At 54.6% G+C, this 26734-nt stretch carries 23 protein-coding genes and 1 tRNA gene; 11 read left to right on the forward strand and 13 right to left on the reverse strand.

Annotated features, from left to right (window positions below; all coding sequences use genetic code 11):
* Positions 1-15: 15 nt before the first annotated feature.
* Complete coding sequence (fre, locus tag Q5705_19200) at positions 16-717, forward strand: NAD(P)H-flavin reductase (protein ID WLI76669.1); 702 nt, start codon at positions 16-18, stop codon at positions 715-717.
* A gap of 151 nt (positions 718-868) precedes the next feature.
* Here fre and fadA read toward each other — a convergent pair whose 3' ends face one another.
* Positions 869-2032 carry an acetyl-CoA C-acyltransferase FadA gene (gene fadA, locus Q5705_19205; GenBank protein ID WLI76670.1) on the reverse strand — a complete coding sequence of 388 codons (1164 nt, stop codon included), beginning with the start codon at positions 2030-2032 and terminating at the stop codon, positions 869-871.
* Positions 2033-2041: 9 nt separating this feature from the next.
* Entirely contained in the window at positions 2042-4231 is a 2190-nt protein-coding gene (fadB, locus tag Q5705_19210) for a fatty acid oxidation complex subunit alpha FadB (protein WLI76671.1), read from the reverse strand.
* A 189-nt stretch (positions 4232-4420) separates the two neighbouring features.
* Between fadB and pepQ the strand changes: the two genes are divergently transcribed.
* From pepQ to Q5705_19235, 5 genes are all read left to right on the forward strand, one after another.
* A complete protein-coding gene (gene pepQ / locus Q5705_19215; GenBank protein WLI79067.1) occupies positions 4421-5752 on the forward strand; it encodes a Xaa-Pro dipeptidase in 1332 nt (443 codons plus the stop codon).
* A complete protein-coding gene (locus Q5705_19220; protein ID WLI76672.1) occupies positions 5752-6366 on the forward strand; it encodes an IMPACT family protein in 615 nt (204 codons plus the stop codon). Before pepQ ends, Q5705_19220 begins: the two co-directional genes overlap by 1 nt.
* 40 nt (positions 6367-6406) lie before the next feature.
* Positions 6407-7858: a Trk system potassium transporter TrkH gene (gene trkH / locus Q5705_19225; GenBank protein ID WLI76673.1), complete on the forward strand. Its 1452-nt coding sequence runs from the start codon at positions 6407-6409 to the stop codon at positions 7856-7858.
* 11 nt (positions 7859-7869) lie between these two features.
* Positions 7870-8412: a menaquinone-dependent protoporphyrinogen IX dehydrogenase gene (gene hemG / locus Q5705_19230; protein ID WLI76674.1), complete on the forward strand. Its 543-nt coding sequence runs from the start codon at positions 7870-7872 to the stop codon at positions 8410-8412.
* 163 nt (positions 8413-8575) lie between these two features.
* Positions 8576-9367, forward strand: a complete 792-nt coding sequence (locus tag Q5705_19235; GenBank protein ID WLI76675.1) for a PAAR domain-containing protein — start codon at positions 8576-8578, stop codon at positions 9365-9367.
* Positions 9368-10122: 755 nt separating this feature from the next.
* On the opposite strand, the gene Q5705_19240 is transcribed toward Q5705_19235, so the two are convergent.
* Both Q5705_19240 and actS read right to left on the reverse strand, forming a co-directional pair.
* Positions 10123-10196 (reverse strand) — tRNA-Gly (locus tag Q5705_19240).
* A gap of 92 nt (positions 10197-10288) precedes the next feature.
* A complete protein-coding gene (gene actS / locus Q5705_19245; GenBank protein ID WLI76676.1) occupies positions 10289-10999 on the reverse strand; it encodes an amidase activator ActS in 711 nt (236 codons plus the stop codon).
* A gap of 292 nt (positions 11000-11291) precedes the next feature.
* On the opposite strand from actS, the gene idi reads away from it, so the two are divergent.
* Entirely contained in the window at positions 11292-11843 is a 552-nt protein-coding gene (idi, locus tag Q5705_19250; GenBank protein ID WLI76677.1) for an isopentenyl-diphosphate Delta-isomerase, read from the forward strand.
* 44 nt (positions 11844-11887) lie between these two features.
* Here the strand turns inward: idi and lysS are convergent, their stop codons facing one another.
* The 5 genes from lysS to xerD form a co-directional block, all read right to left on the reverse strand.
* Complete coding sequence (lysS, locus tag Q5705_19255; GenBank protein WLI76678.1) at positions 11888-13405, reverse strand: lysine--tRNA ligase; 1518 nt, start codon at positions 13403-13405, stop codon at positions 11888-11890.
* 9 nt (positions 13406-13414) lie between these two features.
* A protein-coding gene (gene prfB / locus Q5705_19260) for a peptide chain release factor 2 (GenBank protein WLI76679.1) occupies positions 13415-14513 on the reverse strand; the annotation gives its coding sequence in 2 pieces (ribosomal slippage) (positions 13415-14437 and positions 14439-14513; 1098 coding nt in all).
* Positions 14514-14604: 91 nt separating this feature from the next.
* Positions 14605-16338: a single-stranded-DNA-specific exonuclease RecJ gene (recJ, locus tag Q5705_19265; protein WLI76680.1), complete on the reverse strand. Its 1734-nt coding sequence runs from the start codon at positions 16336-16338 to the stop codon at positions 14605-14607.
* A gap of 5 nt (positions 16339-16343) precedes the next feature.
* Complete coding sequence (gene dsbC / locus Q5705_19270; GenBank protein WLI76681.1) at positions 16344-17057, reverse strand: bifunctional protein-disulfide isomerase/oxidoreductase DsbC; 714 nt, start codon at positions 17055-17057, stop codon at positions 16344-16346.
* Between the two features lie 24 nt (positions 17058-17081).
* Positions 17082-17978 (reverse strand): site-specific tyrosine recombinase XerD, encoded by an 897-nt coding sequence (gene xerD, locus Q5705_19275; protein ID WLI76682.1) that lies wholly within the window; start codon positions 17976-17978, stop codon positions 17082-17084.
* Between the two features lie 99 nt (positions 17979-18077).
* Here xerD and fldB point away from each other — a divergent pair, with 99 nt between their 5' ends.
* Positions 18078-18599, forward strand: coding sequence for a flavodoxin FldB (gene fldB / locus Q5705_19280; GenBank protein WLI76683.1), 522 nt, complete (start codon positions 18078-18080; stop codon positions 18597-18599).
* 13 nt (positions 18600-18612) lie between these two features.
* Here the strand turns inward: fldB and Q5705_19285 are convergent, their stop codons facing one another.
* The gene (locus tag Q5705_19285; GenBank protein ID WLI76684.1) at positions 18613-19029 is read right to left on the reverse strand and encodes a protein YgfX; all 417 of its coding nucleotides are present in this window, start codon (positions 19027-19029) and stop codon (positions 18613-18615) included.
* Positions 19010-19276 (reverse strand): FAD assembly factor SdhE, encoded by a 267-nt coding sequence (sdhE, locus tag Q5705_19290; GenBank protein WLI76685.1) that lies wholly within the window; start codon positions 19274-19276, stop codon positions 19010-19012. The genes Q5705_19285 and sdhE overlap by 20 nt, the downstream gene beginning before the upstream one ends.
* A 247-nt stretch (positions 19277-19523) precedes the next feature.
* Between sdhE and ygfZ the strand changes: the two genes are divergently transcribed.
* On the forward strand, positions 19524-20504 hold the full coding sequence (gene ygfZ, locus Q5705_19295) for a tRNA-modifying protein YgfZ (GenBank protein ID WLI76686.1): 981 nt from the start codon (positions 19524-19526) through the stop codon (positions 20502-20504).
* A gap of 62 nt (positions 20505-20566) precedes the next feature.
* Here ygfZ and Q5705_19300 read toward each other — a convergent pair whose 3' ends face one another.
* Entirely contained in the window at positions 20567-21226 is a 660-nt protein-coding gene (locus tag Q5705_19300; GenBank protein ID WLI76687.1) for a hemolysin III family protein, read from the reverse strand.
* A 228-nt stretch (positions 21227-21454) separates the two neighbouring features.
* Between Q5705_19300 and Q5705_19305 the strand changes: the two genes are divergently transcribed.
* Together Q5705_19305 and Q5705_19310 are read left to right on the forward strand one after the other, a co-directional pair.
* Positions 21455-22183, forward strand: coding sequence for a MurR/RpiR family transcriptional regulator (locus Q5705_19305; GenBank protein ID WLI79068.1), 729 nt, complete (start codon positions 21455-21457; stop codon positions 22181-22183).
* A 116-nt stretch (positions 22184-22299) separates the two neighbouring features.
* Positions 22300-23733 carry a 6-phospho-beta-glucosidase gene (locus Q5705_19310; protein ID WLI76688.1) on the forward strand — a complete coding sequence of 478 codons (1434 nt, stop codon included), beginning with the start codon at positions 22300-22302 and terminating at the stop codon, positions 23731-23733.
* Positions 23734-23818: 85 nt separating this feature from the next.
* Here the strand turns inward: Q5705_19310 and gcvP are convergent, their stop codons facing one another.
* The gene (gene gcvP, locus Q5705_19315; GenBank protein ID WLI76689.1) at positions 23819-26692 is read right to left on the reverse strand and encodes an aminomethyl-transferring glycine dehydrogenase; all 2874 of its coding nucleotides are present in this window, start codon (positions 26690-26692) and stop codon (positions 23819-23821) included.
* Positions 26693-26734 lie beyond the last annotated feature (42 nt).

The following is a 26734-nucleotide window of genomic DNA, read 5'->3' on the forward strand; positions in this document are numbered from 1 at the left end:
CGACAGAGAGAGCGCATGACAACCTTAAGCTGTAAAGTGACCTCGGTAGATGCCATCACTGATACCGTATATCGTGTCCGTTTAGTGCCGGAGGCGGCTTTTTCTTTTCGCGCTGGCCAGTACTTGATGGTGGTGATGGATGAGCGAGATAAGCGCCCCTTCTCAATGGCCTCCACGCCGGACCAGCATGACTTTATTGAGTTGCACATCGGCGCATCTGAACTGAATCTTTACGCGATGGCGGTGATGGATCGCATTCTGAAAGACAGAGAAATCGTGATTGATATTCCCCATGGCGATGCCTGGCTGCGCGAAGACGAAGAACGTCCAATGATGCTGATTGCGGGCGGGACCGGTTTCTCTTATGCGCGCTCGATCCTGCTAACATCCCTTGCGAAAAACCCGAACCGCGACATCACTATTTATTGGGGGGGTCGTGAAGAGAAGCATCTTTATGATTTGGCCGAGCTGGAAGCGTTGTCAGTTGATCACCCAAATTTGCGGGTGGTGCCGGTAGTCGAACAGCCGGAAGCCGACTGGCGTGGTCGCTCAGGCACTGTGCTGGCAGCGGTGTTGCAGGATTTCGGTTCCCTTGCCGAGCATGACATCTACATTGCTGGCCGTTTTGAGATGGCGAAAATCGCCCGTGACCTGTTCTGCAATGAGCGCGGCGCGCGTGAAGACCGCCTGTTTGGCGATGCGTTTGCGTTTATCTAAGCAATAAAAAGCCCGCCCCTGACAGGCGGGAAGAACGGCAACTAAATCCTCTCTCTTCGCATTTCGTAGGCCGGGCAAGCGAAGCGCCCCCGGCAAACATGCCGGATGGCGGCGCAAGCGCCTTATCCTGCCTACGGTTACGTTTAAAGCGTTAAACGCGCTCAAACACCGTGGCGATCCCCTGACCTAAACCGATACACATGGTCGCCAGACCTAGCTGCGCATCGTTGCGCTCCATCAGATTCAGCAGCGTGGTGCTGATACGCGTACCGGAGCAGCCCAGCGGGTGACCAAGGGCGATCGCGCCGCCGTTGAGGTTGATCTTCTCGTCAATCTGCTCCATCAGCCCCAGATCCTTAATGCATGGCAGGATCTGCGCGGCAAACGCTTCATTCATCTCAAACAGATCGATATCGCTGGCGGTCAGACCGGCCTTTTTCAGCGCCAGTTGCGACGCCGGAACCGGGCCATAGCCCATGATCGACGGATCGCAGCCAACCACGGCCATCGAACGAATGCGCGCGCGCGGCGTTAAACCCAGCTCGCGGGCGCGGCTGGCGCTCATTATCAGCATTGCCGACGCGCCATCCGACAGCGCCGACGACGTCCCGGCGGTGACGGTGCCGCTCACCGGATCAAACGCCGGACGCAGCGCTGACAACGCTTCTACCGTGGTTTCCGGGCGGATCACTTCGTCATAGTTAAACTGTTTCAACACGCCATCGGCGTCGTGGCCACCCGTTGGAATGATTTCGTTTTTAAATGCGCCCGACTGTGTGGCAGCCCAGGCGCGGGCATGAGAGCGGGCGGCGAAAGCATCCTGCATTTCACGGCTGATACCGTGCATGCGCGACAGCATTTCGGCGGTCAGCCCCATCATTCCCGCCGCTTTGGCGACGTTACGGCTCATGCCTGGGTGGAAATCAACACCGTGGCTCATTGGCACATGGCCCATATGCTCCACGCCGCCCACCAGGCAGACCTGCGCATCGCCAGTCATGATCATGCGTGCCGCGTCGTGTAACGCTTGCATCGACGAACCGCACAAGCGGTTAACGGTCACCGCCGGTACAGAGTGCGGGATCTCCGCCAGCAGCGCGGCGTTACGGGCGATATTGAAACCCTGCTCCAGCGTTTGCTGCACGCAGCCCCAATAAATGTCGTCGATGGCGCTCGCTTCCAGCGCCGGGTTACGCGCCAGCAGGCTACGCATCAAATGGGCGGAGAGATCTTCTGCACGTACATGGCGAAAGGCGCCGCCTTTTGAACGGCCCATCGGGGTACGCACTGCATCGACAATGACAACCTGTTCCATTGTGACTCCTTAAGCCGTTTTTAAATCGCCCACCGGGCGCGCAGGTTCAACCGCAGGATAGTAAGGCTCGTTGTGTTGCGCCTTTTCACGTAACCCGGCCGGGACTTCATACAGCGGCCCAAGGTGCTGGTACTGCTGCGCCATATCGAGGTATTTCGCGCTGCCGATGGTGTCCAGCCAGCGGAACGCGCCGCCGTGGAACGGCGGGAAGCCCAGGCCATAGACCAGCGCCATATCTGCTTCGGCAGGGCTGGCGATAATGCCTTCTTCCAGGCAGCGCACCACTTCATTGACCATCGGGATCATCATGCGGGCGATAATCTCGTCGTCAGAGAAATCATGTTTGCCCTGGCTGACTTCGCTTAACAGGCCATCGACGGCGCTGTCTTCCTCTTTCTTCGGTTTGCCTTTGCTGTCTTCTTTATAGCGCCAGAAACCGAGGCCGTTTTTCTGCCCAAAACGATTAGCGTCGAACAGCGCGTCGATCGCATCACGATAATCTTTCTGCATACGCTGCGGGAAACCGGCTGCCATCACCGCCTGGGCGTGGTGCGCGGTATCGATGCCGACAACATCGAGCAGATAGGCCGGGCCCATCGGCCAGCCAAACTGCTTCTCCATCACTTTGTCGATTTTGCGAAAGTCCGCGCCGTCGCGCAGCAACTGGCTGAACCCGGCAAAATAGGGGAACAGGACGCGGTTAACAAAGAAACCGGGGCAGTCATTGACCACAATCGGCGTTTTGCCCATTTTGCTCGCCCAGGCCACCACTTTGGCGATGGTCTGGTCTGAGGTTTTCTCACCGCGGATCACTTCAACCAGCGGCATCCGGTGCACCGGGTTAAAGAAGTGCATACCGCAGAAGTTTTCCGGGCGCTTCAGCACGCTGGCGAGTTCGCTGATAGGAATAGTCGAGGTGTTCGATGCCAGCACGGTATCCGGGCGAACTTTCGCTTCCGTTTCTGCCAGCACCGCTTTTTTCACTTTCGGGTTTTCGACCACCGCTTCGACGACAACATCGACGCGATCAAAACCGGCATATTCCAGCGTCGGTTGAATGGTCGCAATCACGCTCGCCAGTTTCAGGCCATCGATCTTGCCGCGCTCAAGCTGTTTATTCAGCAACTTGCTCGCTTCATTGATGCCAAGGCTGAGTGACTTCTCATTAATATCCTTCATGAGTACCGGCACGCCCTTCCAGGCAGACTGGTAGGCAATGCCGCCGCCCATAATGCCCGCGCCGAGCACCGCAGCTTGTTTCGGCGTTTCACTATCTTTGGTGAGTTTCTTCGCCTTACCTTTTACGTACTGGTCATTGAGGAAGATCCCAACCAGTGCGCGGGCTTCATTGGTATGCGCCAGCGGGACAAAGCTCTGATTTTCCAGCTTCAGCGCCTCATCGCGGCCAAACTTCGCGGCGGCTTCGATGGTTTTCACTGCCGTGATCGGTGCCGGGTAATGTTTACCGGCGGTTTGCATCACCATGCCTTTAGCGATGGTAAAACTCATGGCGGCTTCAATTTTGCTGAGCTTCAATGGCTCCAGCTTCGGCTGGCGCTTCGCTTTCCAGTCGAGATCGCCATTAATCGCCTGGCGCAGAACGGCGAGTGCGCCTTCGCGCAGTTTTTCCGGCTTCACGATGCCATCGATCAAACCTATTTTCAGCGCCTGATCGGCATCAACGTCTTTTCCGGCGGCGATAATTTCCAGCGCGCTGTCCGCCCCGAGCAGGCGCGGCATACGCACCGAACCGCCAAAACCCGGCATGATGCCGAGTTTTGTTTCCGGCAGGCCAATGCGCAGATCCGGTGTCGCCAGGCGGTAATCTGTAGCCAGCACACATTCACACCCGCCGCCGAGGGCATAACCGTTAACGGCGGAAAGGGTCGGCACCGGTAAATCTTCCAGACGGTTAAACACGCTATTGGCGAAATGCAGCCACTGGCTCAGTTGTTCTTCCGGCACCAGGAAGAGGGAAAGGAATTCGGTGATATCGGCACCGACGATAAAGGCCGCTTTTTCTGAGCGCAGCAGCAGCCCTTTTAAATCTGTTTGCTTTTCCAGCACGCCCAGCGCCTCGCCGAGGCTGGCGACCGTAGCGGTATCAAGCTTGTTAACTGAGCCAGGCGCATCGAACACCAGTTCGGCTATGCCATCTTCCAGCCAGTCGAGGTACAGGTTATTGCCTTTGTAAAGCATGTCAGTCTCCTGAATCCAGCAGTGATCTGGTCGTACCAGATGAAGCGGAGTGTGGTTTTTATGTTAATAAAATGCAAATGACACATTAAAAAATTGCAGCGCCGATCACGCTCGGCGGAAATCACTCAGTTATTGGCAGGTGTGCTAAGATGCGAAAACTTGAGGTCGCAAAAAACAGAAGGAAAAATGATGGACTCGCTGGCAGCACTTTATAAAAATCATATTGTTACGTTGCAAGAACGCACCCGCGATGTGCTGGCGCGTTTTAAGCTCGACGCGTTACTTATTCACTCTGGTGAGCTGTTTAATGTCTTTCTTGATGACCATCCCTATCCGTTTAAAGTGAACCCGCAATTCAAAGCCTGGGTACCGGTGACGCAAGTCCCGAACTGTTGGTTGCTGGTCGATGGCGTGAATAAACCGAAGCTGTGGTTCTACCTGCCAGTCGATTACTGGCACAACGTCGAACCGCTTCCGACCTCCTTCTGGACCGAAGAGGTGGAAGTGATTGCGCTGCCGAAAGCCGATGGCATCGGCAGCCAGTTGCCCGCCGCGCGCGGCAATATTGCCTATATTGGGCCGGTCGCGGAACGTGCGCTGGGCCTTGATATCGCCGCCAGCAACATCAACCCGAAAGGTGTTATCGATTACCTGCATTACTACCGCGCCTATAAAACCGATTATGAACTGGCCTGTATGCGTGAAGCGCAGAAGACTGCCGTTATTGGTCATCGCGCGGCGCATGAGGCTTTCCAGTCCGGCATGAGCGAGTTCGATATCAACCTGGCGTATCTGACCGCCACCGGCCACCGCGATACGGATGTGCCGTATGGCAATATTGTGGCGCTCAACGAACATGCCGCCGTGCTGCATTACACCAGGCTCGATCACCGCGCCCCTGCCGAAATGCGCAGCTTCCTGCTGGATGCCGGTGCGGAATATAACGGTTATGCCGCCGATCTGACGCGCACCTGGGCGGCGAACAGCGACACCGATTACGCGCAGTTAGTGAAAGATGTGAATGAAGAGCAGTTAGCGCTGATTGCCACCATGAAAGCGGGCGTGAACTACGTCGAGTACCATATTCAATTCCATCAGCGCATCGCCAAACTGCTGCGTCGCCACCAAATCATCACCGATATCAGCGAAGAGGCGATGGTGGAGCAGGACATCACCGGGCCATTTATGCCGCACGGTATTGGTCACCCGCTCGGTTTGCAGGTGCATGATGTCGCAGGCTTTATGCAGGACGACACCGGTACGCATCTGGCGGCTCCGTCGAAATACCCGTACTTGCGCTGCACGCGTGTGATGCAGCCGCGCATGGTAGTGACCATTGAGCCGGGCATTTATTTTATCGAATCGTTGCTGGCACCGTGGCGCGACGGCCCGCTCGGCAAACACTTTAACTGGCAGAAAATCGAGGCGCTGAAACCGTTTGGCGGGATTCGTATTGAAGATAACGTCGTCATTCATGAACATGGCACTGAGAACATGACGCGGGATCTGAAGCTGGCGTAATGGAAAGTTGGTTAATTCCGGCGGCTCCGGTCACCTTTAGCGAGGAGATCAAAAAGAGCCGTTTTATTACGTTACTGGCCCATACGGATGGCGTGGACGCAGCAAAAGCGTTTGTTGATTCTGTACGGGCGGAACATCCGGATGCGCGCCATCACTGCGTGGCATGGGTTGCCGGGCCGCCGGATGATTCGCAGCAGTTGGGCTTTTCTGACGATGGCGAACCCGCAGGTACGGCGGGCAAACCGATCCTCGCTCAGTTGATGGGCAGCGGCGTTGGCGAAATCACGGCGGTAGTGGTGCGTTATTATGGCGGCGTGCTCCTTGGAACCGGCGGGCTGGTTAAAGCCTATGGCGGTGGTGTGCAGCAGGCGTTAACGCGGCTTACCACAACCCGCAAAATGCCATTAACCGAATATACTTTGTGTTGCGATTATGCACAGCTTGCCGGTGTCGAAGCCTTACTTGGGCAATTTGAGGGGAAGATTGTCACAAGCGACTATCAGGCAGCCGTGCAGTTACGCGTGGCGCTTCCTCACAGCAAACTGGATGCATTTTCGGCAAGACTGGCAGATTTTAGCCGTGGCGCATTGCAATTGTTAAAAACTGAAGAATAATCCCCACCTGATTTTCTGAACACCTAAGGAAGCGGCAGAGATGCATTTTCGCGCCATAACCCGAATCGTTGGACTGCTGGTCATCCTCTTTTCCGGAACGATGATCTTACCTGGACTGGTAGCCCTTATTTACCGTGATGGCGCGGGGCGTGCATTTACCCAGACCTTCCTCGCTGCGCTGGTGATTGGCTCTGTATTGTGGTGGCCAAACCGTCGTGAAAAAGGGGAGCTGAAATCCCGCGAAGGCTTTTTAATTGTGGTGCTGTTCTGGACAGTGCTGGGAAGCGTGGGTGCGCTGCCGTTTATCTTTTCCGAAAGCCCCAACCTGACAGTAACGGACGCCTTTTTTGAATCCTTTTCCGGCTTGACGACGACAGGCGCCACCACGCTGGTGGGTCTGGATTCGCTGCCGCACGCTATCCTTTTCTATCGCCAGATGTTGCAGTGGTTCGGCGGGATGGGGATCATCGTGCTGGCCGTTGCTATCCTGCCGATTCTCGGCGTCGGTGGTATGCAGCTTTATCGCGCGGAGATGCCGGGTCCGCTGAAAGATAACAAGATGCGCCCGCGTATCGCGGAAACGGCAAAAACGCTGTGGCTTATCTATGTTTTGCTAACGGTGGCCTGCGCGCTGGCGCTGTGGTTCGCCGGGATGCCGGCTTTTGATGCCATTGGTCACAGTTTCTCGACTATCGCCATCGGCGGCTTCTCGACCCATGATGCCAGTGTGGGCTATTTTGACAGCCCGACCATCAACACCATTATTGCTATTTTCTTACTGATCTCCGGTTGTAACTACGGTCTGCACTTCTCTTTGCTGAGCGGGCGCAGCCTGAAAGTGTACTGGCGCGATCCTGAGTTTCGTATGTTTATCGGCGTGCAACTGACGCTGGTGGTGATCTGCACCGTAGTGCTCTGGTTCCACGATGTTTACAACTCGGCGTTGACGACCCTAAACCAGGCCTTCTTTCAGGTGGTGTCGATGGCAACCACTGCCGGGTTCACCACCGATAGCATTGCCCGCTGGCCGCTCTTTTTGCCGGTGCTTTTGCTCTGTTCAGCTTTTATTGGCGGTTGTGCCGGGTCGACCGGTGGTGGCCTGAAAGTGATCCGTATTTTGCTGCTGTTCAAACAGGGGAACCGCGAGTTGAAACGCCTGGTGCACCCGAACGCGGTATATAGCATCAAGCTGGGCCATCGCGCGCTGCCGGAACGTATCCTCGAAGCGGTGTGGGGTTTCTTCTCTGCCTATGCGCTAGTGTTTATTGTCAGCATGCTGGCGATTATCGCCACCGGCGTGGATGATTTTTCGGCTTTCGCCTCGGTCGTGGCTACGCTCAATAACCTGGGGCCAGGGCTGGGCGTTGTGGCGGACAACTTCGCGAGCATGAATCCGGTTGCGAAGTGGGTTCTCATCGCCAATATGCTGTTTGGTCGTCTGGAGGTCTTCACCCTACTGGTGTTGTTTACCCCCACTTTCTGGCGCGAGTAAGGGAGCGTTACGTGAAAACATTGATTCTATTTTCTACCCGGGATGGGCAAACGCGGGAAATCGCCTCTTATCTGGCTTCCGAGCTTAACGAGATGGGAGTGTATGCCGATGTGGTGAATCTGAACCGCACGCCAGATATTGACTGGGAAAAATATGATCGGGTGGTGATCGGTGCATCTATTCGCTACGGGCATTTCCACCCGGCGCTGGCGAGTTTTGTGAAAAAACATCTGCAAAAGCTGAACGCCCTGCCGAGCGCCTTCTATTCCGTCAATCTGGTGGCGCGCAAGCCAGAGAAGAGTACCCCGCAAACCAACAGTTATACGCGCAAGTTTCTGCTTTCGTCGCCATGGCAACCCGATCAGTGCGCGGTGTTCGCCGGCGCGCTGCGCTACCCGCGCTATCGCTGGTATGACCGCTTGATGATTCAACTCATCATGAAGATGACCGGGGGAGAAACGAACCCCAGCCAGGAAGTTGTCTACACCGACTGGCAGCAGGTAGCGCATTTCGCCCGTGAAATCGCTCAGTTAAAGAGCAAATCGGCTGTTTAACGGGCATCGCGGCCGAAAATTAAGCGAACGAAAACTTTTTTGAAATTAGGGGTTGTCAGCGGAAATTAACCACTGCGGTTGTCCACAGGGCACTAATTTTCTCATCGCGCCCGGCACCGTTGAAGTTAATACCCCTTCTTGGACTATAGCGCCAGTAGAGCCAGTGCAGCACGCCCAAGTAGCGAAGAAGCAAAACAGCTTTGCTGACACCTGCAAGCCAGAAGATAACCAGCTATTGAACGGCGTTTACATCTGGACAGAAATCACCGATGCAGGACACGCTTTCGTTTCAGTGCATGAAAACAACTCAATTTATGTTTACACCTACGGACGCTTTGGTCGAAGAGGTCCAGCTAACTTTACAGGCGATGGAATACTTAACTTCTTTACCGGAGAGGATGCTCGTAGCTACTACCGTGAAGAACTTTATAAAGTTAATGCTCGGGTATTCAAGATTGATGATGCATCCATAGCTGAGACACGCTCATTGTTTGAAAACCTTTGGAACTCAGGAGCAAAGCCAATCCCTACAGAGAAAATGGGTGAAAGAACCAAACGCAGGGGGAGAGTAATTGACGTCTATGATCTGACTGGTAGCAACTGTACAACGCATACTGTTCAGGTAATTCGTAAATCAGGCTCAAACATTTTCGAAACAAGCTACACATCGACTACAACGCAATTACCGATTGAAAGCGAGGAAGATTTTGCAGTGCCTTTGTCTCTACAAAATTATCTTATTCGCAAAAGCAGTAGCCTAAGTTCGATGCAAGTAACTGAAGTTACCAACGAATTCAAAGAACAGTATCCAAACATAGACAATTACACTGCTGGTGAAGAAAACGCTATGGAGAAAAACCTTGCAGCGGGAGCCTCAAAATTAGGTTCAGCTTCTGGTTATTCTGGCGGTACGGTTGGTGGCTTCTTGGGTGGTTCATATGACCTTGACGAGTAGAACAAAATTTATCATCCGATGGGGAAGCATAATCACGATTTCTTTCATTTACATAGCATCCATTTTGGTCATTGTTTTAGATTATGGGATAACGAGAAAATACACAGACATACTCAACGAAAAGACGATCACGACTGAAGCCTGTAATGCTGTGGTTGCTGAATTTGATCAGTATTACGACAGACTGATTGATGTTTCGCTCTTCGGTTACGTTGTTTCTACCGTGTTGATTCTGCTCATTTTCAAGAAAGTGAGATGACCGCCAAGGCTGGATCTCTCCAGCCTTGCCCCATTCTCCCTGATTTTAGGCATAACAAGCCTAATGCCCGATTGGTGATACAGCATCAAGCGGAGCGGCGCGACATCATCAGGGTTATGTCATTACAGCGAGATTTATCAGGGCGCTCGTGTATCGCTTAGGAACCGTGAGCCAGACGGAGACAGAGCCTGCATATCGTGTGCAGGTACGAATATCACCATAAACCTGTTTATTCCCTGCAACGTCATCTCGACGTGTGGCATAAGGGAGCATCGGGCGGAATGCGCCTCGCTGTAAGTTTCAGGGAATCATGCCGGGTGTGCGGCTTTCTGTTCATGTTGGGCTATCGCGGTATGACAAGTGGAACGACCGCCAGCGCTTTGCTAAACTCCCTGTTCACCGTTCAACAAATCGCGGCAACTTTCAGGGTAAATAGCGGTACTTTGGTCACATTACCTTATAGTTAACTCATTGAGTTATAAGGATTTTAAAGGGCTGGAGCGGGCGAAGGGAATCGAACCCTCGTATAGAGCTTGGGAAGCTCTCGTTCTACCATTGAACTACGCCCGCCTTGGAGTGCGTTACGCATTATAGACTTTACATTGCGTCTGACAACCCACCGAAACGCTAACAGGTTAATTTATGGCCTGTTAGCGCCGAAATTAACACTTCGGTGCGCTGCCCTGCGGCGGCAAATAGCGCAGCGGATCAATTGCCGTCGCCCGGTAACGCAGCTGGAAGTGCAGGCGCACGGAGTCGGCGTCGCTGCTGCCCATGGTGGCAATTTTCTGCCCGGACTTCACGCTCTGCCCATTATTTACCAGCAACGTATCGTTATGCGCGTAAGCGGTGATGTAATCTTCGCTGTGCTTAATCATGATCAGATTGCCGTAGCCGCGCAGTTGGCTACCAACATAGACCACTTTGCCCGCGCCGGCGGCGTAAATCGGCTGTCCGCGCGAACCGGCAATATCAATGCCTTTATTACCGCCATCAGATGTGGAATAGGTCAGGATCACTTTCCCGGTAGTCGGCCAGCGCCAGCAACGTTGGCCGACCGGCGGCCATGACGATTGCGGAACGGCGGAAGACGGCCTGGCTTTGGCTAATTTCCCGGAAGATGACGACGCTTTCGTCGAACCTTTCACTTTCAGCCGCTGCCCCACTTCAATGGTGTACGGCGGTGAAATACCGTTCATGCTCGCCAGCTCTTTCACACTGGTGCCGGTCATGCGAGAAATGCGGTACAGCGTATCGCCGCGCTTCACCGTATAGGTAGAGCCGGAATAGCTGCCGGAGGATTTATTCCCGGCGCAGCCCGCCAATAGCAAAGCTATTACCAGGCAAATGACCATATGAAATGGATTTCTCATCAGGCGTCCTGCGCGCAAAACAGATCCTCGAATGAAATAAAGGGCGTCATATGATAACAGCCATAAGTTTGATGCCAACCCTTTCACGCCGCCTGACGCGCAATCAGATAACCCTGGGCAATATTTCCCATAAATTGATGCCATTTTCCGCTCTGTAAGCAAAATTTTTCGCCGGAGACCTGGATATAATTATGACCACACGGTGGCGCTGCGCCTGCCGGGCCTGCACAGATGTTTATGCCACGGGCCGGGTAAACGTAGCGCCATCGGCATTTTCAGTACGGGAGTCGTTATGGACACACAAGAACATGTCTTATTAGTTAACGACGAAGGAACCGTCATCGGCAGACAGGAAAAATACGCCGCGCACACATCACAAACACCGCTACATCTGGCCTTCTCCTGCTGGCTTTTTAATGCGTCGGGCGAATGCCTGGTTACGCGGCGCGCCATGAGCAAAAAGGCCTGGCCGGGCGTCTGGACTAACTCCGTTTGCGGTCATCCGCAAACAGGCGAAACCACCGGGCAGGCAATTATCCGCCGCTGCCGTCATGAAGTCGGTGCCGAAATCACCCGCATCACACCGATCGCCACCGATTTTCGCTATCGCGAAACCGACCCGTCCGGCATTGTCGAAAACGAGATTTGCCCGGTTTCAGCCGCACAGGTTATTACGCCGGTGAAGATCAACTACGATGAAGTAATGCAATATCAATGGGTTGAACTGGAAGCGCTGCTGCGTGCGCTGGAGGCGACGCCTTGGGCGTTCAGCCCGTGGATGGCGGCAGAAGCCGCGAGCGCAAAAGAGAAACTGCGGCAATTTGTTGCCGAATTACAGCCATAAAAAAGCCCCGGCGCGTAAACGTCGGGGCTTTTAGCGCGTTGTGATTATTTCACCGGACGCATCGCCGGGAACAGGATCACGTCACGAATGGTGTGGCTGTTGGTAAACAGCATCACCATACGGTCGATGCCAATGCCCAGACCGGCAGTCGGCGGCAAACCGTGTTCCAGCGCGGTAACATAATCTTCGTCGAAGAACATCGCTTCGTCATCACCTGCGTCTTTCGCCGCGACCTGGTCAGCAAAGCGCTGCGCCTGGTCTTCGGCATCATTCAGTTCGCTAAAGCCGTTACCGATTTCACGACCGCCGATAAAGAACTCGAAGCGATCGGTGATTTCCGGGTTCTCGTCATTACGGCGCGCCAGCGGCGAAACTTCTGCCGGGTATTCCGTAATAAAGGTCGGCTGGATCAGGTGCGCTTCCGCCACTTCTTCGAAGATCTCGGTCACGATGCGCCCCAGACCCCAGCTTTTTTCTACCTTGATACCGATGCTTCCAGCAATGGCTTTTGCGCTGTCGAAGTTATCCAACTCCGTCATCTCGGTTTCCGGACGGTATTTTTTGATGGCTTCGCGCATGGTCAGTTTTTCAAACGGCTTGCCGAAGTCGAAAACCTGATCGCCATACGGCACTTCTGTGGTGCCGAGAATGTCCTGTGCCAGGGTACGGAACAGGGATTCGGTCAGTTCGATCAAGTCTTTGTAATCCGCGTACGCCATGTAGAGTTCCATCATGGTGAACTCAGGGTTATGACGCACGGAGATGCCTTCGTTACGGAAGTTGCGATTGATTTCGAACACACGCTCAAAACCGCCAACCACCAGACGCTTAAGGTACAGTTCCGGCGCGATACGCAAGTACATGTCGAGGTCGAGCGCGTTGTGATGGGTGATAAACGGACGCGCGGACGCCCCGCCTGGGATCACCTGCATCATTGGGGTTTCCACTTCCATAAAGTCGCGGCCAACCATGAACTGGCGGATACCGGCCATGATACGGGAGCGAATTTTGAAGGTGTTGCGCGACTCTTCGTTGGCAATCAGATCGAGATAGCGCTGACGATAACGCGCTTCCTGATCCTGCAAGCCGTGGAATTTATCCGGCAGCGGGCGCAGGGCTTTGGTCAGCAGACGCAGCTCGGTGCAGTGGATGGAGAGTTCACCGGTCTTGGTTTTGAACAGCTTGCCGCGCGCGCCGAGGATGTCGCCGAGATCCCATTTTTTGAACTGCTCGTTGTAAACGCCTTCCGCCAGATCGTCGCGGGAAACATATAACTGGATGCGACCACCCACGTCCTGCAAGGTAACGAAAGAGGCTTTACCCATAATGCGGCGCGTCATCATACGACCCGCAACGGAAACCTCAATGCCGAGCGCTTCCAGCTCTTCGTTCTCTTTGGCATCGAATTCGGCGTGCAGCTTGTCAGAGGTCTGGTCACGACGAAAATCGTTCGGGAACGGAACGCCCTGCTCGCGCAGCAGCGCCAGCTTCTCGCGGCGGTTTTTCAGTTCATTATTAAGTTCAACTGCCGCGTCAGCGCCCTGTGCTTGTTGTTCAGACATGTTGGTTCCTCATAACCCTGCTTTCAAACTTGCTTCAATAAATTGATCCAGGCTGCCGTCCAGCACCGCCTGCGTATTGCGGGTTTCAACCCCGGTGCGCAGATCTTTGATGCGGGAATCATCCAGGACATAAGAACGGATCTGGCTACCCCAGCCGATGTCGGACTTGGTATCTTCCATCGCCTGCTTCTCGGCATTTTTCTTTTGCATCTCCAGTTCATAAAGCTTCGCTTTCATCTGCTTCATGGCCTGGTCTTTGTTTTTATGCTGAGAGCGGTCATTCTGGCACTGTGTCACCAGCCCGGTCGGAATATGGGTAATACGTACTGCGGATTCAGTACGGTTAACGTGCTGACCGCCCGCGCCGGACGCGCGATAAACGTCGATACGCAGATCCGCCGGGTTGATTTCGATATCGATATCGTCTTCCACTTCCGGGTAAACAAACGCGGAGCTAAAAGAGGTATGACGGCGACCGCCGGAATCGAACGGGCTCTTACGCACCAGGCGGTGCACGCCGGTTTCGGTACGCAGCCAGCCGTAAGCGTAATCGCCAATAATCTTGATGGTGACGGATTTGATACCCGCAACTTCGCCTTCAGACTCTTCGATAATTTCCGTCTTGAAGCCGCGCGCTTCCGCCCAACGCAGGTACATACGCATCAGCATGCTGGCCCAGTCTTGCGCTTCGGTGCCGCCAGAACCAGCCTGGATGTCCAGGTAGCAATCGGCGCTGTCGTACTCGCCAGAGAACATGCGACGGAACTCAAGCTGCGCCAGTTTCTCTTCCAGCACATCTAATTCGGCGACGGCTTCGTTGAAAGTCTCTTCGTCGTCGGCTTCAACGGCCAGCTCCAGCAGGCCTGCCACATCTTCCAGGCCCTGGCGCATCTGATCCAGCGTATCAACGATGGCTTCGAGTGATGAACGTTCTTTGCCCAGCGCCTGTGCGCGCTCTGGCTCATTCCATACGTCCGGCTGTTCCAGCTCGGCGTTTACTTCTTCCAGACGCTCTTTCTTGGCGTCATAGTCAAAGATACCCCCTAAGAACGTCGGAGCGCTCCGTGAGGTCCTGAATGCGATTTTTTACCGGGTTAATTTCAAACATGGTCTGATTTCTTTTAATTGACTTGTCAAAAAGCGGTGATAAGGGCGTGAGTCTACCGGATCTACGCCCTTATTTGTAGCGAATACTGGCGCTAAAGTGGCCAGAGATTTTCGATGATCAGCTGCACGCTACGGTTGCCGCGAAACTCGTTTACATCAAGTTTATAAGCAATATTCACCTGCCGCACGCCGTTGTCTGGCCAGCAGGTGGTATCGACATTAAACGCGATACCGTCGAGCAGCGGCCCGCCACCGACCGGCTCGAGCATCACCTTCAAATGGCGCTCGCCCACCAGCCGCTGCTGCAACAGACGAAACTCGCCGTCGAACAGCGGTTCCGGGAACATCTGCCCCCAGGGGCCGGCTTCGCGCAGCATCTCTGCGACGTCAAGGGTCATCTCCTGTGCCGTGAGCGGCCCATCAGAGATAATTTCACCCTGCAACAGCGCCGGATCCAGCCACTCGGTGACCAGTTCGCCAAAGCGCTGCTGGAACACGTCAAAATGCACTTCTTCCAGCGTCAGCCCTGCTGCCATCGCATGACCGCCGAACTTCAGCATCATACCGGGATAAAGGGTATCGAGCCGCTCCAGTGCATCGCGCATATGCAGCCCCTGCACAGAACGGCCAGAGCCTTTCAGCACCCCCTCTCCGGCAGGTGCAAAGGCGATTACCGGGCGGTGAAAACGCTCTTTGATACGCGAAGCGAGAATACCGACCACGCCCTGATGCCACTCGGGATGGTACATCGCAAGACCGCCAGGCAACGTTTCACTGCTGCGTTCAAGCTGTTCGCACAGGGTCAGCGCTTCCGCCTGCATGCCCTGCTCAATCTCTTTGCGCGTCTGGTTGAGGGCATCGAGATCGCTGGCAAGCTGGCGCGCTTCGCCGAGGTTATCGCACAGCAATAGCGCGACACCAACAGACATATCGTCCAGCCGGCCTGCGGCGTTGAGACGCGGGCCGAGCGCAAAACCTAAGTCACTGGCCGCCAGTTTTTGCGCGTCGCGATTGGCAATCTCCAGCAGGGCTTTAATACCGGGGCGGCAGCGCCCGGCGCGAATACGGCTCAGCCCCTGCCAGGTCAGAATGCGGTTGTTGGCATCCAGCGGCACCACATCCGCCACCGTGCCAAGCGCCACCAAATCGAGCAGTTCGGCCAGGTTTGGCATGGCTAAACCGCGTGATTCAAACCAGCCGTTGTCGCGCAGAAATGCGCGCAGCGCCAGCATCAAATAGAACGCCACGCCAACGCCTGCCAGCGATTTCGATGGGAAATCGCAGTCGCGCAGGTTCGGGTTAACGATGGCTTCCGCATCCGGTAGCGTATCGCCCGGCAGGTGGTGATCGGTCACGACCACCGGAATGCCCAGCGCATGTGCCCGCGCAACCCCCGCGTGGGACGAAATGCCGTTATCCACCGTGAGGATCAGCTGTGCACCACGAGCATGGGCCTGATCGACCACTTCCGGGCTCAGGCCATAGCCATCATCAAAACGGTTCGGCACCAGGTAACTGACGTTTTCACAACCCAGCGAGCGCAACGCCAGCACGCTGAGTGCAGTGCTGGTTGCGCCATCGGCATCGAAATCACCGACCACAATAATGCGCAACCCTTCGCGTAGCGCGTTATAGAGGTGCGTTACCGCATCATCAATGCCGGTCAGTTGCTGCCACGGCAGCATGCCTTTTACGCTACGCTCCAGTTCGCTGGCATTACGCACACCACGGCTGGCGTATAAGCGGCGCAGCAGCGGCGGTAACGAATCCGCCAGTTCTACGGAGTCATCCACCTCACGGCGGCGAAGTTGTATCTGAGCTTTCACGCGAATTATTTACCGCCAGTGGCTTTTTGATGTTGATCGAGGAAGGCTTTCATTTCAGAAGGAGCCTGATAACCCGGAACGAGGTAGCCATCGTTCAGCACGATAGCCGGGGTGCCGTTAACGCCAAACTGCACGCCGAGCGCGTAGTGGTTAGCGATATCGATATCGCAGCTGGCAGGTTTCACGCCTTTGCCGGCCATCGCATCATCGAAGGCTTGCTTCGGATCTTTCGCACACCAGATAGCCTTCATCTGTTTTTCCACTTCACTCGGTACGCCCTGACGCGGGAAAGCAAGGTAGCGCACGGTGATACCCAGCGCGTTGTAGTCCGCCATTTCGCTATGCAGCTTCTGGCAGTAACCGCAGGTGATATCGGTAAAGACGGTAATAACATGTTTTTCTTGCGGCGCTTTGTAAACAATCATCTCTTTTTCCAGCGCATTGAGATGCGGCAGCAGCATTTTGGTGGTGACGTTGACCGGGTGCGCGCCGCTGACATCGTACATCGGCCCCTGGATGATATGTTTGCCATCTTCGGTGACATACAGCACGCCGCTATTAGTCAATACGGCTTTCATTCCGGTAACGGGAGCGGGCAGAATTTCGGAACTCTGAACACCCAGTTTCGCCAGCGACTGCTTGATAGAGGCGTCGTCGGCCTGCGCTGCACCGGTAAAGGCGGCGGCCAGGAGGGTGAAGAGGATTAAACCATTTTTCATAACACATCCTTAGATTGTCAGCATTCACGCCCGCGGGTGATGCTGTTGATGAAGCTTGCGCAGTCGCTCGGTGGCGACATGCGTATAAATTTGCGTAGTGGAAAGATCCTGATGCCCCAATAACATCTGCACCACGCGCAGATCCGCGCCGTGGTTGAGCAGATGGGTGGCAAAAGCATGGCGCAAAACGTGGGGTGATAACTTTTCGCTGTCGATCCCCGCAAGTGTTGCGTAGTGCTTGATACGATGCCAGAAAGTCTGGCGCGTCATCTGCTGCGCGCGCTGGCTGGGGAAAAGCACATCGATTGACGCCCCGTTAAGCAGCCACGGACGACCATATTCCAGAAACTGTTCCACCCAGTAAACCGCTTCTTCTCCCAGCGGCACCAGACGCTCTTTATTACCTTTACCGATCACCCGCAACACGCCCTGGCGCAGGCTGATATCACTCATCGTCAAACTCACCAGTTCCGTGACGCGTAACCCGGTGGCATATAACACCTCAAGCATCGCTTTATCGCGTAACTCCAGCGGCTGGTCAACCGTGGGGGCTTGTAAAAGCCTGCCCACCTGCGCTTCGCTTAAGTCTTTCGGCAGACGCTGGGGCAGCTTGGGGGAGGCCAGCGACGCGCTGGGATCGTCACTGCGAATTTTTTCCCGGTAGAGATACTGAAAAAACCGCCGCACGGCGCTCAGCAAACGCGCGGAGCTGGTGGCTTTATAACCGCCGTCGACGCGCTCGGCCAGAAGCGTTTGCAGATCATCGGGCTGCGCGCGCTCAAGGCTGCTTTCCCGGTGATGTAGCCATTCCACAACGCTCTTCAAATCGCGGCGATAGGCGCTGAGCGTATTTTCCGCCAGATTGTTCTCAAGCCAGAGCGCATCAAGAAATTGTTCGATACGTGCGAGATCCTGTTCCATCCGCTCTCTCCTTCTCTCAATCGCTGCATTATGCCTGATTGACGGACGATTCTGGTACACTGCGTGAAAAGACACATCAAGAATCGAGATGTTTACGTTATGAATATTGGTCTGTTTTATGGTTCCAGCACGTGTTACACCGAGATGGCAGCGGAAAAAATCCGCGACATTATCGGGCCGGAACTGGTGACGCTACACAACCTGAAAGACGATGCCCCCGCCCTGATGGAACAGTATGATGCGCTGATCCTCGGCATTCCAACCTGGGATTTTGGCGAACTACAGGAAGACTGGGAAGCCATCTGGGAGCAGCTCGACACCCTTAATCTTGAGGGCAAAATTGTTGCTTTATATGGCATGGGCGATCAGCTCGGTTATGGCGAGTGGTTCCTCGACGCGCTGGGTATGCTGCATGACAAACTGGCACCGAAAGGCGTCAACTTCATTGGCTATTGGCCAACCGAAGGCTACGAGTTCACCAGCAACAAGCCGGTTATTGCCGATGGGCAACTGTTTGTCGGCCTGGCACTGGATGAAACCAATCAGTACGATCTGAGCGAGGCGCGCATTGAGTCCTGGTGCGAGCAAATCCTGACGGAGATGGCAGAACGCTTTGCCTGAACCGCAGCCGTTATTAATGCAGCCCCTGTGCCGGTTTTTGCAAAATCATCCGGCGCAGATCGCGCCACTCCTGCGCATCCATACTGTCTGCGGCCAGCCATAAATGCTGGCGACGCCCGTCTTCTTCGCGGCGTAAACGCAGCATCATTCCGCTGCGCACCATCCAGGGCGTGCCGACAATATCCCATTCAACACCCTGCCAGCGCAGACGGGAGTCCATCAACAATTTGATCTCACCGTGGCAAGCGTTAATCCGCCGCTGGCTGCGTACGCAGTCAAACACCACCAGCGACAGTAACAAAAGCCACAGCGGCGTATAGCTCAGCGGCCAGGGCATCAACAAAACAAGCGCGGCCACCAGACCGTGCAGCAGTAAGGAAAGCCATTGTGCGCGCCACGAGACGCGTAACTCAGATTGCCACAGGACCACGATCCCGATTCCGTGTCTGGATTAACAGCACCATTCTTTGCAACTCCGCATCCTGGGGTTTGCCATGATTCATTAGCCAGTTGAATAAGTCCGGGTCGTCGCTTTCCAGCAAACGGACAAAAAGATGCTTGTCGTCATCGCTCAGCGAGTCGTACTCATGTTCGAAAAAAGGCATGATGGAAATATCGAGCTCGCGCATTCCGCGACGGCAAGCCCAGTGAATACGGGCTTTGTTATTAATATCCATGTGTTTCTCCCTGTATCGGCATGATGGCCACATTGTAACGTGTTTTTAATATTCCTTTTGTGGAATATTTCGCTTCACGAGCCCGCTTCCAGAATAAGTCGCATGGTTTGCAAAAATATCATTCATCTGCGTAACGTTTCGCAAGAAACGCACAATGGCACAAATCGCATGCTTTAGCGCTTGCAATGAACAACGGCTCTTTTACCATTAAGTACCCACACAGCGTTAAGCTAATCAGGACATTATTATGGCTTTTACTCCATTTCCTCCGCGCCAGCCGACCGCCTCGGCTCGTCTGCCGCTGACGCTTATGACCCTTGATGACTGGGCCCTGGCGACCATCACCGGTGCTGACAGTGAGAAATACCTGCAAGGCCAGGTAACAGCAGATGTCTCAACGATGGCGGCTGAACAGCACCTGCTGGCGGCGCACTGTGATTCTAAAGGCAAAATGTGGAGCAATATGCGGTTGTTCCACTATAAAGACGGGTTCGCATGGATTTTGCGCCGCAGCGTGCGTGACATGCAGCTTCGCGAACTGAAAAAATATGCCGTCTTCTCCAAAGTCGCCATTGCGCCTGACGACGAGCATGTCCTGCTCGGTGTGGCCGGTTTTCAGGCTCGCGCCGCGCTGGCAAACCTGTTTACAACGCTGCCGGACAGCGAAAAGCAGGTTGTTCAGGAGGGTGAAACGACCCTGCTGTGGTTTGCGCATCCCGCCGAGCGCTTCCTGCTGGTCACCGATGTAGCCAGCGCAGAAGCGGTCACCGAGAAACTGCGCGGCGAAGCACAGCTCAACAATAGCCAGCAGTGGCTGGCGTTGAATATCGAAGCGGGTTTGCCGGTAATTGATGAGCCGAACAGCGCGCAGTTTATCCCGCAGGCAACCAACCTTCAGGCGCTGGGCGGAATTAGCTTTAAAAAAGGGTGCTATACCGGGCAGGAAATGGTCGCTCGCGCGAAATTCCGCGGTGCCAATAAACGTGCGCTGTGGTATCTGGCAGGAGCCGCCAGCCGTGCGCCGGAGGCGGGTGAAGATCTGGAGCTGAAGATGGGCGAAAATTGGCGTCGTACCGGAACCGTGCTGGCTTCGGCACAACTGGATGACGGGCGAGTGATCGTTCAGGTGGTGATGAACAACGATATGGAGCCAGGCAGCGTATTTCGCGTACGCGATGATGCCAATACCTTAAGCATCGAACCGCTGCCCTATTCGTTGGAAGAGTAAGTCGCTGGAAGCATAAATACGTCTGAGCCGGGCTGGCAAAAAGCGTCACCCGGCATGTTTGCTTAAATCTGCCCCACGTACAAATAAATGGCCAGGAAATGGCAGACACTGCCGCCGAGCACAAAACCGTGCCAGATGGCATGGTTATAAGGGATGCGCTTGCAGACGTAAAAAATCACGCCGAGCGAATAAACCAGACCACCCACCGCTAGCAGCGTTACGCCGCCAACTGACAGCCGCGTAGCAAGTTGATAAATCACAATCAGTGACAGCCAGCCCATCATCAGGTAAGTCACCAGTGACAGCACTTTGAAACGGTGAGCAATGGTGAGCTTAAACAGGATCCCCACCAGAGCGAGGCTCCAGATAACAATCATCAGCCCGCGCGCCAGCGGCGAATCCAGCCCGACCAGTAAAAACGGAGTGTAGGTTCCGGCAATCAACAGATAGATGGCGCAGTGGTCAAATTTCTTCAGCCAGGCTTTGGCCCGCTGATGCGGAATGGCGTGGTAAAGCGTCGAGGCCAGAAACAGCAGGATCATGCTGCCGCCATAAAGTGCATAACTGGTAATGGCTATGGTACTGGCATTGCTGTCTACCGCCTGCACCAGCAGCAGCACCAGACCCACAATCCCGAACACCAGCCCGATACCGTGACTGATGCTGTTGGCAATCTCCTCTGCCAGTGTATATCCCTGTGCGATTAATGGTTGCTTAACCATAAATTAACTCCAGGAGAACTCAAAAAATGTCGCGATACCAGCTTAGCTGAGAATGATTCCAGTGCACACCTGTACGCTAAAAAATATCATGTCCAAATGTGCAATTGCCTGTACAACGCAAAAGACGGGGCAAGCCAGCCAGAGTTATGGCAGCATGTGGGCACATTTGCATGCCACGCTTCGCAGGGCGGGCTACGTTATCTGAAAGCAAAGGACACCGCCGTGACGATGTTTACTCACTCTGCCATTGCCAGCCTCAACAACCTGGAGATGATGGTTTATAACTTTGTGGTCAAAAATCGCGACAAAGTGATGTATATGACGATCCGCGAGCTGGCCGACGCAGCAGGTGTCTCCACAACCACGGTGCTGCGCTTTTGCCGCAAGCTGAGTTGCGAAGGGTACTCGGAATTTCGCGTGCGCTTTAAATTGTATTTAGAGCAGAACGAGCCGCCGCAAGCTAATTTTGGGGCCAGCGAAGTGATGAGCTTTTTTAAAAGCGTGAATAACGATGAATTTGACACATTATTAGATAACACCGTCGACATCATATTATCTTCCGAACGCATTATATTTGTCGGTGCAGGAACATCTGGTGCACTGGCGAAATATGGCGCACGCTTCTTTTCTAATATTGGTAAATTCAGTAACCATATCGATGATCCTTATTTTCCGGTCACCAATGATATGGCGAAAAACGCGCTGGCAATTGTCCTTTCTGTCTCTGGCGAGACCGAAGAGATCCTGCGTTTCGCCAGCCAGTTCAGCCTGCACCACTGCAAAGTGCTCTCCATTACCAGCCATGAACATTCGCGCCTGGCAAAACTGGCCGACTTTAATATTTCCTGGCATGTGCCACAAATGCGTATTTCCGGTGGTTACGATATTACAACGCAAATACCGGTGGTTTATATTCTGGAGTCTCTGGGGCGTAAACTGGCGAAGAAAATAGCATAAAAAAACAGGATGTTTTTTCGCGGTAACAAATTACCACAGCGGCAATTTGTTATATCGTGACATTCATTTCGCCTTTGCTAGACTCGTTCACAGCCAATATGACGAGAAGAGCAACGATGAAAAAATTGACCTTACCGAAAGATTTTTTATGGGGCGGCGCTGTCGCCGCGCATCAGGTTGAAGGCGGCTGGAATAAAGGCGGCAAAGGCCCAGGCATTTGCGATGTGCTGACCGGTGGCGCACATGGCGTACCGCGAGAAATCACCCAGCAAGTGGAAGCCGGAAAATACTACCCGAACCACGAAGCCATCGATTTTCATGGTCATTATAAAGAAGACATCAAGCTGTTCGCCGAGATGGGCTTCAAATGCTTCCGGACTTCTATCGCCTGGACCCGCATCTTCCCGAAAGGTGACGAGCAACAGCCTAACGAAGAAGGGCTGAAATTCTACGACGACATGTTTGATGAATTGCTGAAATACAACATCGAACCGGTAATCACCCTTTCTCACTTCGAAATGCCGTTGCACCTCGTGCAGGAATATGGCGGCTGGACCAACCGCAAAGTGGTTGATTGCTTTGTGCGTTTCGCCGAAGTCGTGTTCGAGCGCTATAAAAACAAGGTCAAATACTGGATGACCTTCAACGAAATTAATAACCAACGTAACTGGCGCGCACCGCTATTTGGCTACTGCTGTTCCGGTGTGGTCTATACCGACCATGAAAACCCGGAAGAGACCATGTATCAGGTGCTCCATCACCAGTTTATTGCCAGCGCGATGGCGGTGAAAATCGGTCACCGTATCAACCCGGCGATGAAAATTGGCTGCATGCTGGCAATGGTGCCGCTCTATCCCTTCTCCTGTAAGCCAGAAGATGTGATGTATGCGCAGGAATCCATGCGCGAGCGCTATGTGTTCACCGACGTGCAACTGCGCGGTTACTATCCATCTTATGTGCTGAACGAATGGGAACGCCGCGGCTTCGATATCAAAATGGAAGCGGGCGATGAAGCGATCCTGCGCGAAGGCTGCTGTGATTACCTTGGTTTCAGCTATTACATGACCAACGCGGTGAAAGCCGAAGGCGGCTCCGGCGATGCGCTGTCAGGTTTCCAGGGCAGCGTGCCGAACCCGCATGTGAAAGCTTCCGACTGGGGCTGGCAGATTGACCCGGTTGGCCTGCGCTACGCCCTGTGCGAGCTGTATGAGCGTTATCAGAAGCCGCTGTTTATCGTGGAAAACGGTTTTGGCGCTTACGATAAAGTCGAAGAGGACGGCAGCATCAACGATGATTACCGTATCGACTACTTGCGCGCACACGTCGAGGAGATGATGAAAGCGGTCACCTGGGACGGCGTAGATCTGATGGGTTATACACCGTGGGGCTGTATCGATTGCGTCTCTTTCACCACCGGTCAGTACAGCAAGCGTTACGGTTTTATCTACGTGAACAAACACGATGACGGCACCGGCGATATGTCGCGCTCCCGTAAGAAGAGCTTTAACTGGTACAAAGAAGTGATCGCCAGCAATGGCAAAAACCTCTGATGTGACAGGGCTTTTTGCCAGATCGAGAAAGCTACCCGCAATAAAGGACGCCGAAGCGTCCTTAAAAGATAGCTGAATCAGGGGATTACTGATATTCGCTCATCGGCACACAGGAGCAGAACAGGTTACGGTCGCCGTAAACATCATCCAGACGTTTCACGGTCGGCCAGTATTTGTTGGCTGCGCCTGCCGGGAACACCGCCAGTTCGCGGGTATACGCGTGTTGCCACTCGCTGACCAGCTCATTCTGGGTGTGCGGCGCGTTAACCAGCGGGTTATCCTCCAGCGTCCATTCGCCCTGCTTCACACGATCGATTTCACCGCGGATCGCCAGCATCGCATCAATAAAGCGATCCAGTTCCACTTTGCTTTCTGATTCCGTCGGTTCAACCATCAGCGTGCCCGCTACCGGGAACGACATGGTCGGCGCATGGAAGCCGTAGTCGATCAGGCGCTTGGCAATATCCAGTTCGCTGATGCCGGTTTCCTCTTTCAGTGGGCGAATATCGAGGATGCATTCGTGCGCCACGCGGCCATCGCGGCCGGTATAGAGCACCGGGAACGCGTCTTTCAGGCGGCTGGCAATATAGTTGGCATTGAGGATCGCCACCTGGCTGGCTTTTTTCAGCCCTTCAGCCCCCATCATGCGGATATACATCCAGCTGATCGGCAGGATCGACGCGCTACCAAACGGTGCCGCAGAGACTGCGCCCTGGCGCGTCAGCATACCTTCGATTTGCACCACGCTGTGCCCCGGCACAAACGGTGCAAGGTGCGCTTTCACGCCGATTGGCCCCATACCAGGGCCGCCACCGCCGTGCGGGATGCAGAAGGTTTTGTGCAGGTTGAGGTGTGATACATCCGCGCCGATAAAGCCCGGCGAGGTAATACCCACCTGCGCGTTCATGTTTGCGCCATCCAGATAAACCTGGCCGCCAAACTGATGCACTACTTCGCACACTTCGCGGATCGTCTCTTCATATACGCCATGCGTTGACGGGTAAGTCACCATGATGCAGGAGAGGTTGTCGCCCGCCTGCTCAGCTTTCGCGCGCAGGTCGGCCAAATCAATGTTGCCGTTTTTATCACAGGCCACTACGATCACCTGCATACCGGCCATCTGCGCCGATGCCGGGTTGGTGCCGTGGGCGGAGCCTGGGATCAGGCAGATATCGCGATGCCCTTCATTGCGGCTTTCGTGGTAGTGGCGAATCGCCAGCAGCCCGGCGTATTCACCCTGCGCACCGGAATTTGGCTGCATACAGAGTGCGTCGTAACCGGTCAGTTTCACCAGCCAGTCGGAAAGCTGGGCGATCATCTGATGGTAGCCTTCCGCCTGTTCTGGCGGGCAGAACGGATGCAGTTCTGCAAATTCCGGCCAGGTGATCGGGATCATCTCTGCCGCCGCGTTCAGTTTCATGGTGCAGGAGCCGAGCGGGATCATCGCCTGGTTCAGCGCCAGATCTTTGCGCTCCAGCGAGTGCATATAGCGCATCATCTCGGTTTCGCTGTGGTAGCGGTTGAACACCGGATGAGTCAGGAAATCATCTTCACGCAGCATCTCTTGCGGAATCGAACGGCTATCGAGCGCGACATCTTTATCCAGCGCGTCAATATCCAGCCCGTGGTTCTCGCCCAGCAGCACATCAAACAGCGCCAGCACATCGTCACGGGTGGTGGTTTCATCAAGAGTAATGCCTACCGCGTTCAGAATGTCGCTACGCAGGTTGATTTCATGGGCTTCGGCACGCGCCAGCACCGCCGCTTTATCCGCCACGTCAACGCACAGCGTGTCGAAGTAGTGAGCGTGGCGCAGTTTCAGGCCGTTACGCTGCAAACCAGCGGCCAGAATATCCGTCAGGCGATGGATACGACCGGCGATGCGTTTTAACCCAGCCGGGCCGTGGAACACTGCATACAGGCTGGCGATATTGGCCAGCAGCACCTGCGAGGTACAAATGTTGGAGTTCGCTTTCTCGCGGCGGATATGCTGCTCGCGGGTCTGCATCGCCATGCGCAGCGCCGTATTGCCAGCGGCATCTTTAGAGACACCGATAATGCGGCCCGGCATGGAGCGTTTGAATTCATCTTTCGCGGCAAAGAAAGCAGCATGCGGGCCGCCGTAGCCCATTGGCACGCCGAAGCGTTGCGCGGAGCCAAACACGATGTCGGCACCCTGCTTGCCCGGTGCGGTCAGTTGTACCAGCGCCATAAAATCGGCGGCCACGCTGACCACGATTTTGCGCGACTTCAGTTCATTAATCAGTGCGCTGTAGTTATGCACTTCGCCCGTAGTGCCGACCTGCTGGAGCAGCACGCCGAACAGATCCTGATGATCGAGCGCTTTATCCGCCTCATCGACAATCACATCAAAGCCGAAGGTTTCGGCACGGGTACGTACCACGTCAAGGGTTTGCGGATGTACATCTGCCGCAACGAAGAAGCGGTTCGCGCCTTTTAGTTTGCTGACGCGTTTTGCCATCGCCATTGCTTCGGCAGCGGCGGTTGCTTCATCCAGAAGAGAAGCGGAAGCAATATCAAGTCCGGTCAGATCAAGGGTAACCTGCTGGAAGTTGAGCAGAGATTCAAGACGCCCCTGCGACACTTCCGGCTGATACGGCGTATATGCGGTGTACCAGCCCGGGTTTTCCAGCATATTGCGCAGGATAACCGGCGGTAACTGCACGCCAGCGTAGCCCATGCCAATGTAAGACTTAAAGCGCTTGTTGCGGCGGGCAAGCGTTTTCAGTTCGGCCAGCGCAGCGTATTCGGTGGTGGACTCTCCCACCTGCGGCGGCACGGCAAGCTGAATATCTTTCGGCACGATTTGCGCAATCAACGCATCCAGCGAGTCTGCGCCGACGGTGTTCAGCATCTCCTGCTGTTGCGTTGTGTCCGGACCAATATGCCTGCCAATAAATGCAGCATGATGTTCAAGCTGGCTTAACGTCTGAGTCATGAGCGAGGATTCCTGAAACGTGCAGTGATAGATAAAACGAAG

This window comes from Kosakonia sp. H02 (assembly GCA_030704225.1).
Classification (GTDB): Bacteria; Pseudomonadota; Gammaproteobacteria; order Enterobacterales; family Enterobacteriaceae; genus Kosakonia.

What these genes read in the sequence shown, in the direction of transcription:
- fre (WLI76669.1), top strand. Translation starts at nt 16, where the DNA reads ATGACAACCTTAAGCTGTAAAGTGACCTCGGTAGATGCCATCACTGAT.
- fadA (WLI76670.1), bottom strand. Translation starts at nt 2,032, where the DNA reads ATGGAACAGGTTGTCATTGTCGATGCAGTGCGTACCCCGATGGGCCGT.
- fadB (WLI76671.1), bottom strand. Translation starts at nt 4,231, where the DNA reads ATGCTTTACAAAGGCAATAACCTGTACCTCGACTGGCTGGAAGATGGC.
- pepQ (WLI79067.1), top strand. Translation starts at nt 4,421, where the DNA reads ATGGACTCGCTGGCAGCACTTTATAAAAATCATATTGTTACGTTGCAA.
- Q5705_19220 (WLI76672.1), top strand. Translation starts at nt 5,752, where the DNA reads ATGGAAAGTTGGTTAATTCCGGCGGCTCCGGTCACCTTTAGCGAGGAG.
- trkH (WLI76673.1), top strand. Translation starts at nt 6,407, where the DNA reads ATGCATTTTCGCGCCATAACCCGAATCGTTGGACTGCTGGTCATCCTC.
- actS (WLI76676.1), bottom strand. Translation starts at nt 10,999, where the DNA reads ATGAGAAATCCATTTCATATGGTCATTTGCCTGGTAATAGCTTTGCTA.
- idi (WLI76677.1), top strand. Translation starts at nt 11,292, where the DNA reads ATGGACACACAAGAACATGTCTTATTAGTTAACGACGAAGGAACCGTC.
- lysS (WLI76678.1), bottom strand. Translation starts at nt 13,405, where the DNA reads ATGTCTGAACAACAAGCACAGGGCGCTGACGCGGCAGTTGAACTTAAT.
- dsbC (WLI76681.1), bottom strand. Translation starts at nt 17,057, where the DNA reads ATGAAAAATGGTTTAATCCTCTTCACCCTCCTGGCCGCCGCCTTTACC.
- xerD (WLI76682.1), bottom strand. Translation starts at nt 17,978, where the DNA reads ATGGAACAGGATCTCGCACGTATCGAACAATTTCTTGATGCGCTCTGG.
- fldB (WLI76683.1), top strand. Translation starts at nt 18,078, where the DNA reads ATGAATATTGGTCTGTTTTATGGTTCCAGCACGTGTTACACCGAGATG.
- sdhE (WLI76685.1), bottom strand. Translation starts at nt 19,276, where the DNA reads ATGGATATTAATAACAAAGCCCGTATTCACTGGGCTTGCCGTCGCGGA.
- ygfZ (WLI76686.1), top strand. Translation starts at nt 19,524, where the DNA reads ATGGCTTTTACTCCATTTCCTCCGCGCCAGCCGACCGCCTCGGCTCGT.
- Q5705_19300 (WLI76687.1), bottom strand. Translation starts at nt 21,226, where the DNA reads ATGGTTAAGCAACCATTAATCGCACAGGGATATACACTGGCAGAGGAG.
- Q5705_19305 (WLI79068.1), top strand. Translation starts at nt 21,455, where the DNA reads ATGTTTACTCACTCTGCCATTGCCAGCCTCAACAACCTGGAGATGATG.
- Q5705_19310 (WLI76688.1), top strand. Translation starts at nt 22,300, where the DNA reads ATGAAAAAATTGACCTTACCGAAAGATTTTTTATGGGGCGGCGCTGTC.
- gcvP (WLI76689.1), bottom strand. Translation starts at nt 26,692, where the DNA reads ATGACTCAGACGTTAAGCCAGCTTGAACATCATGCTGCATTTATTGGC.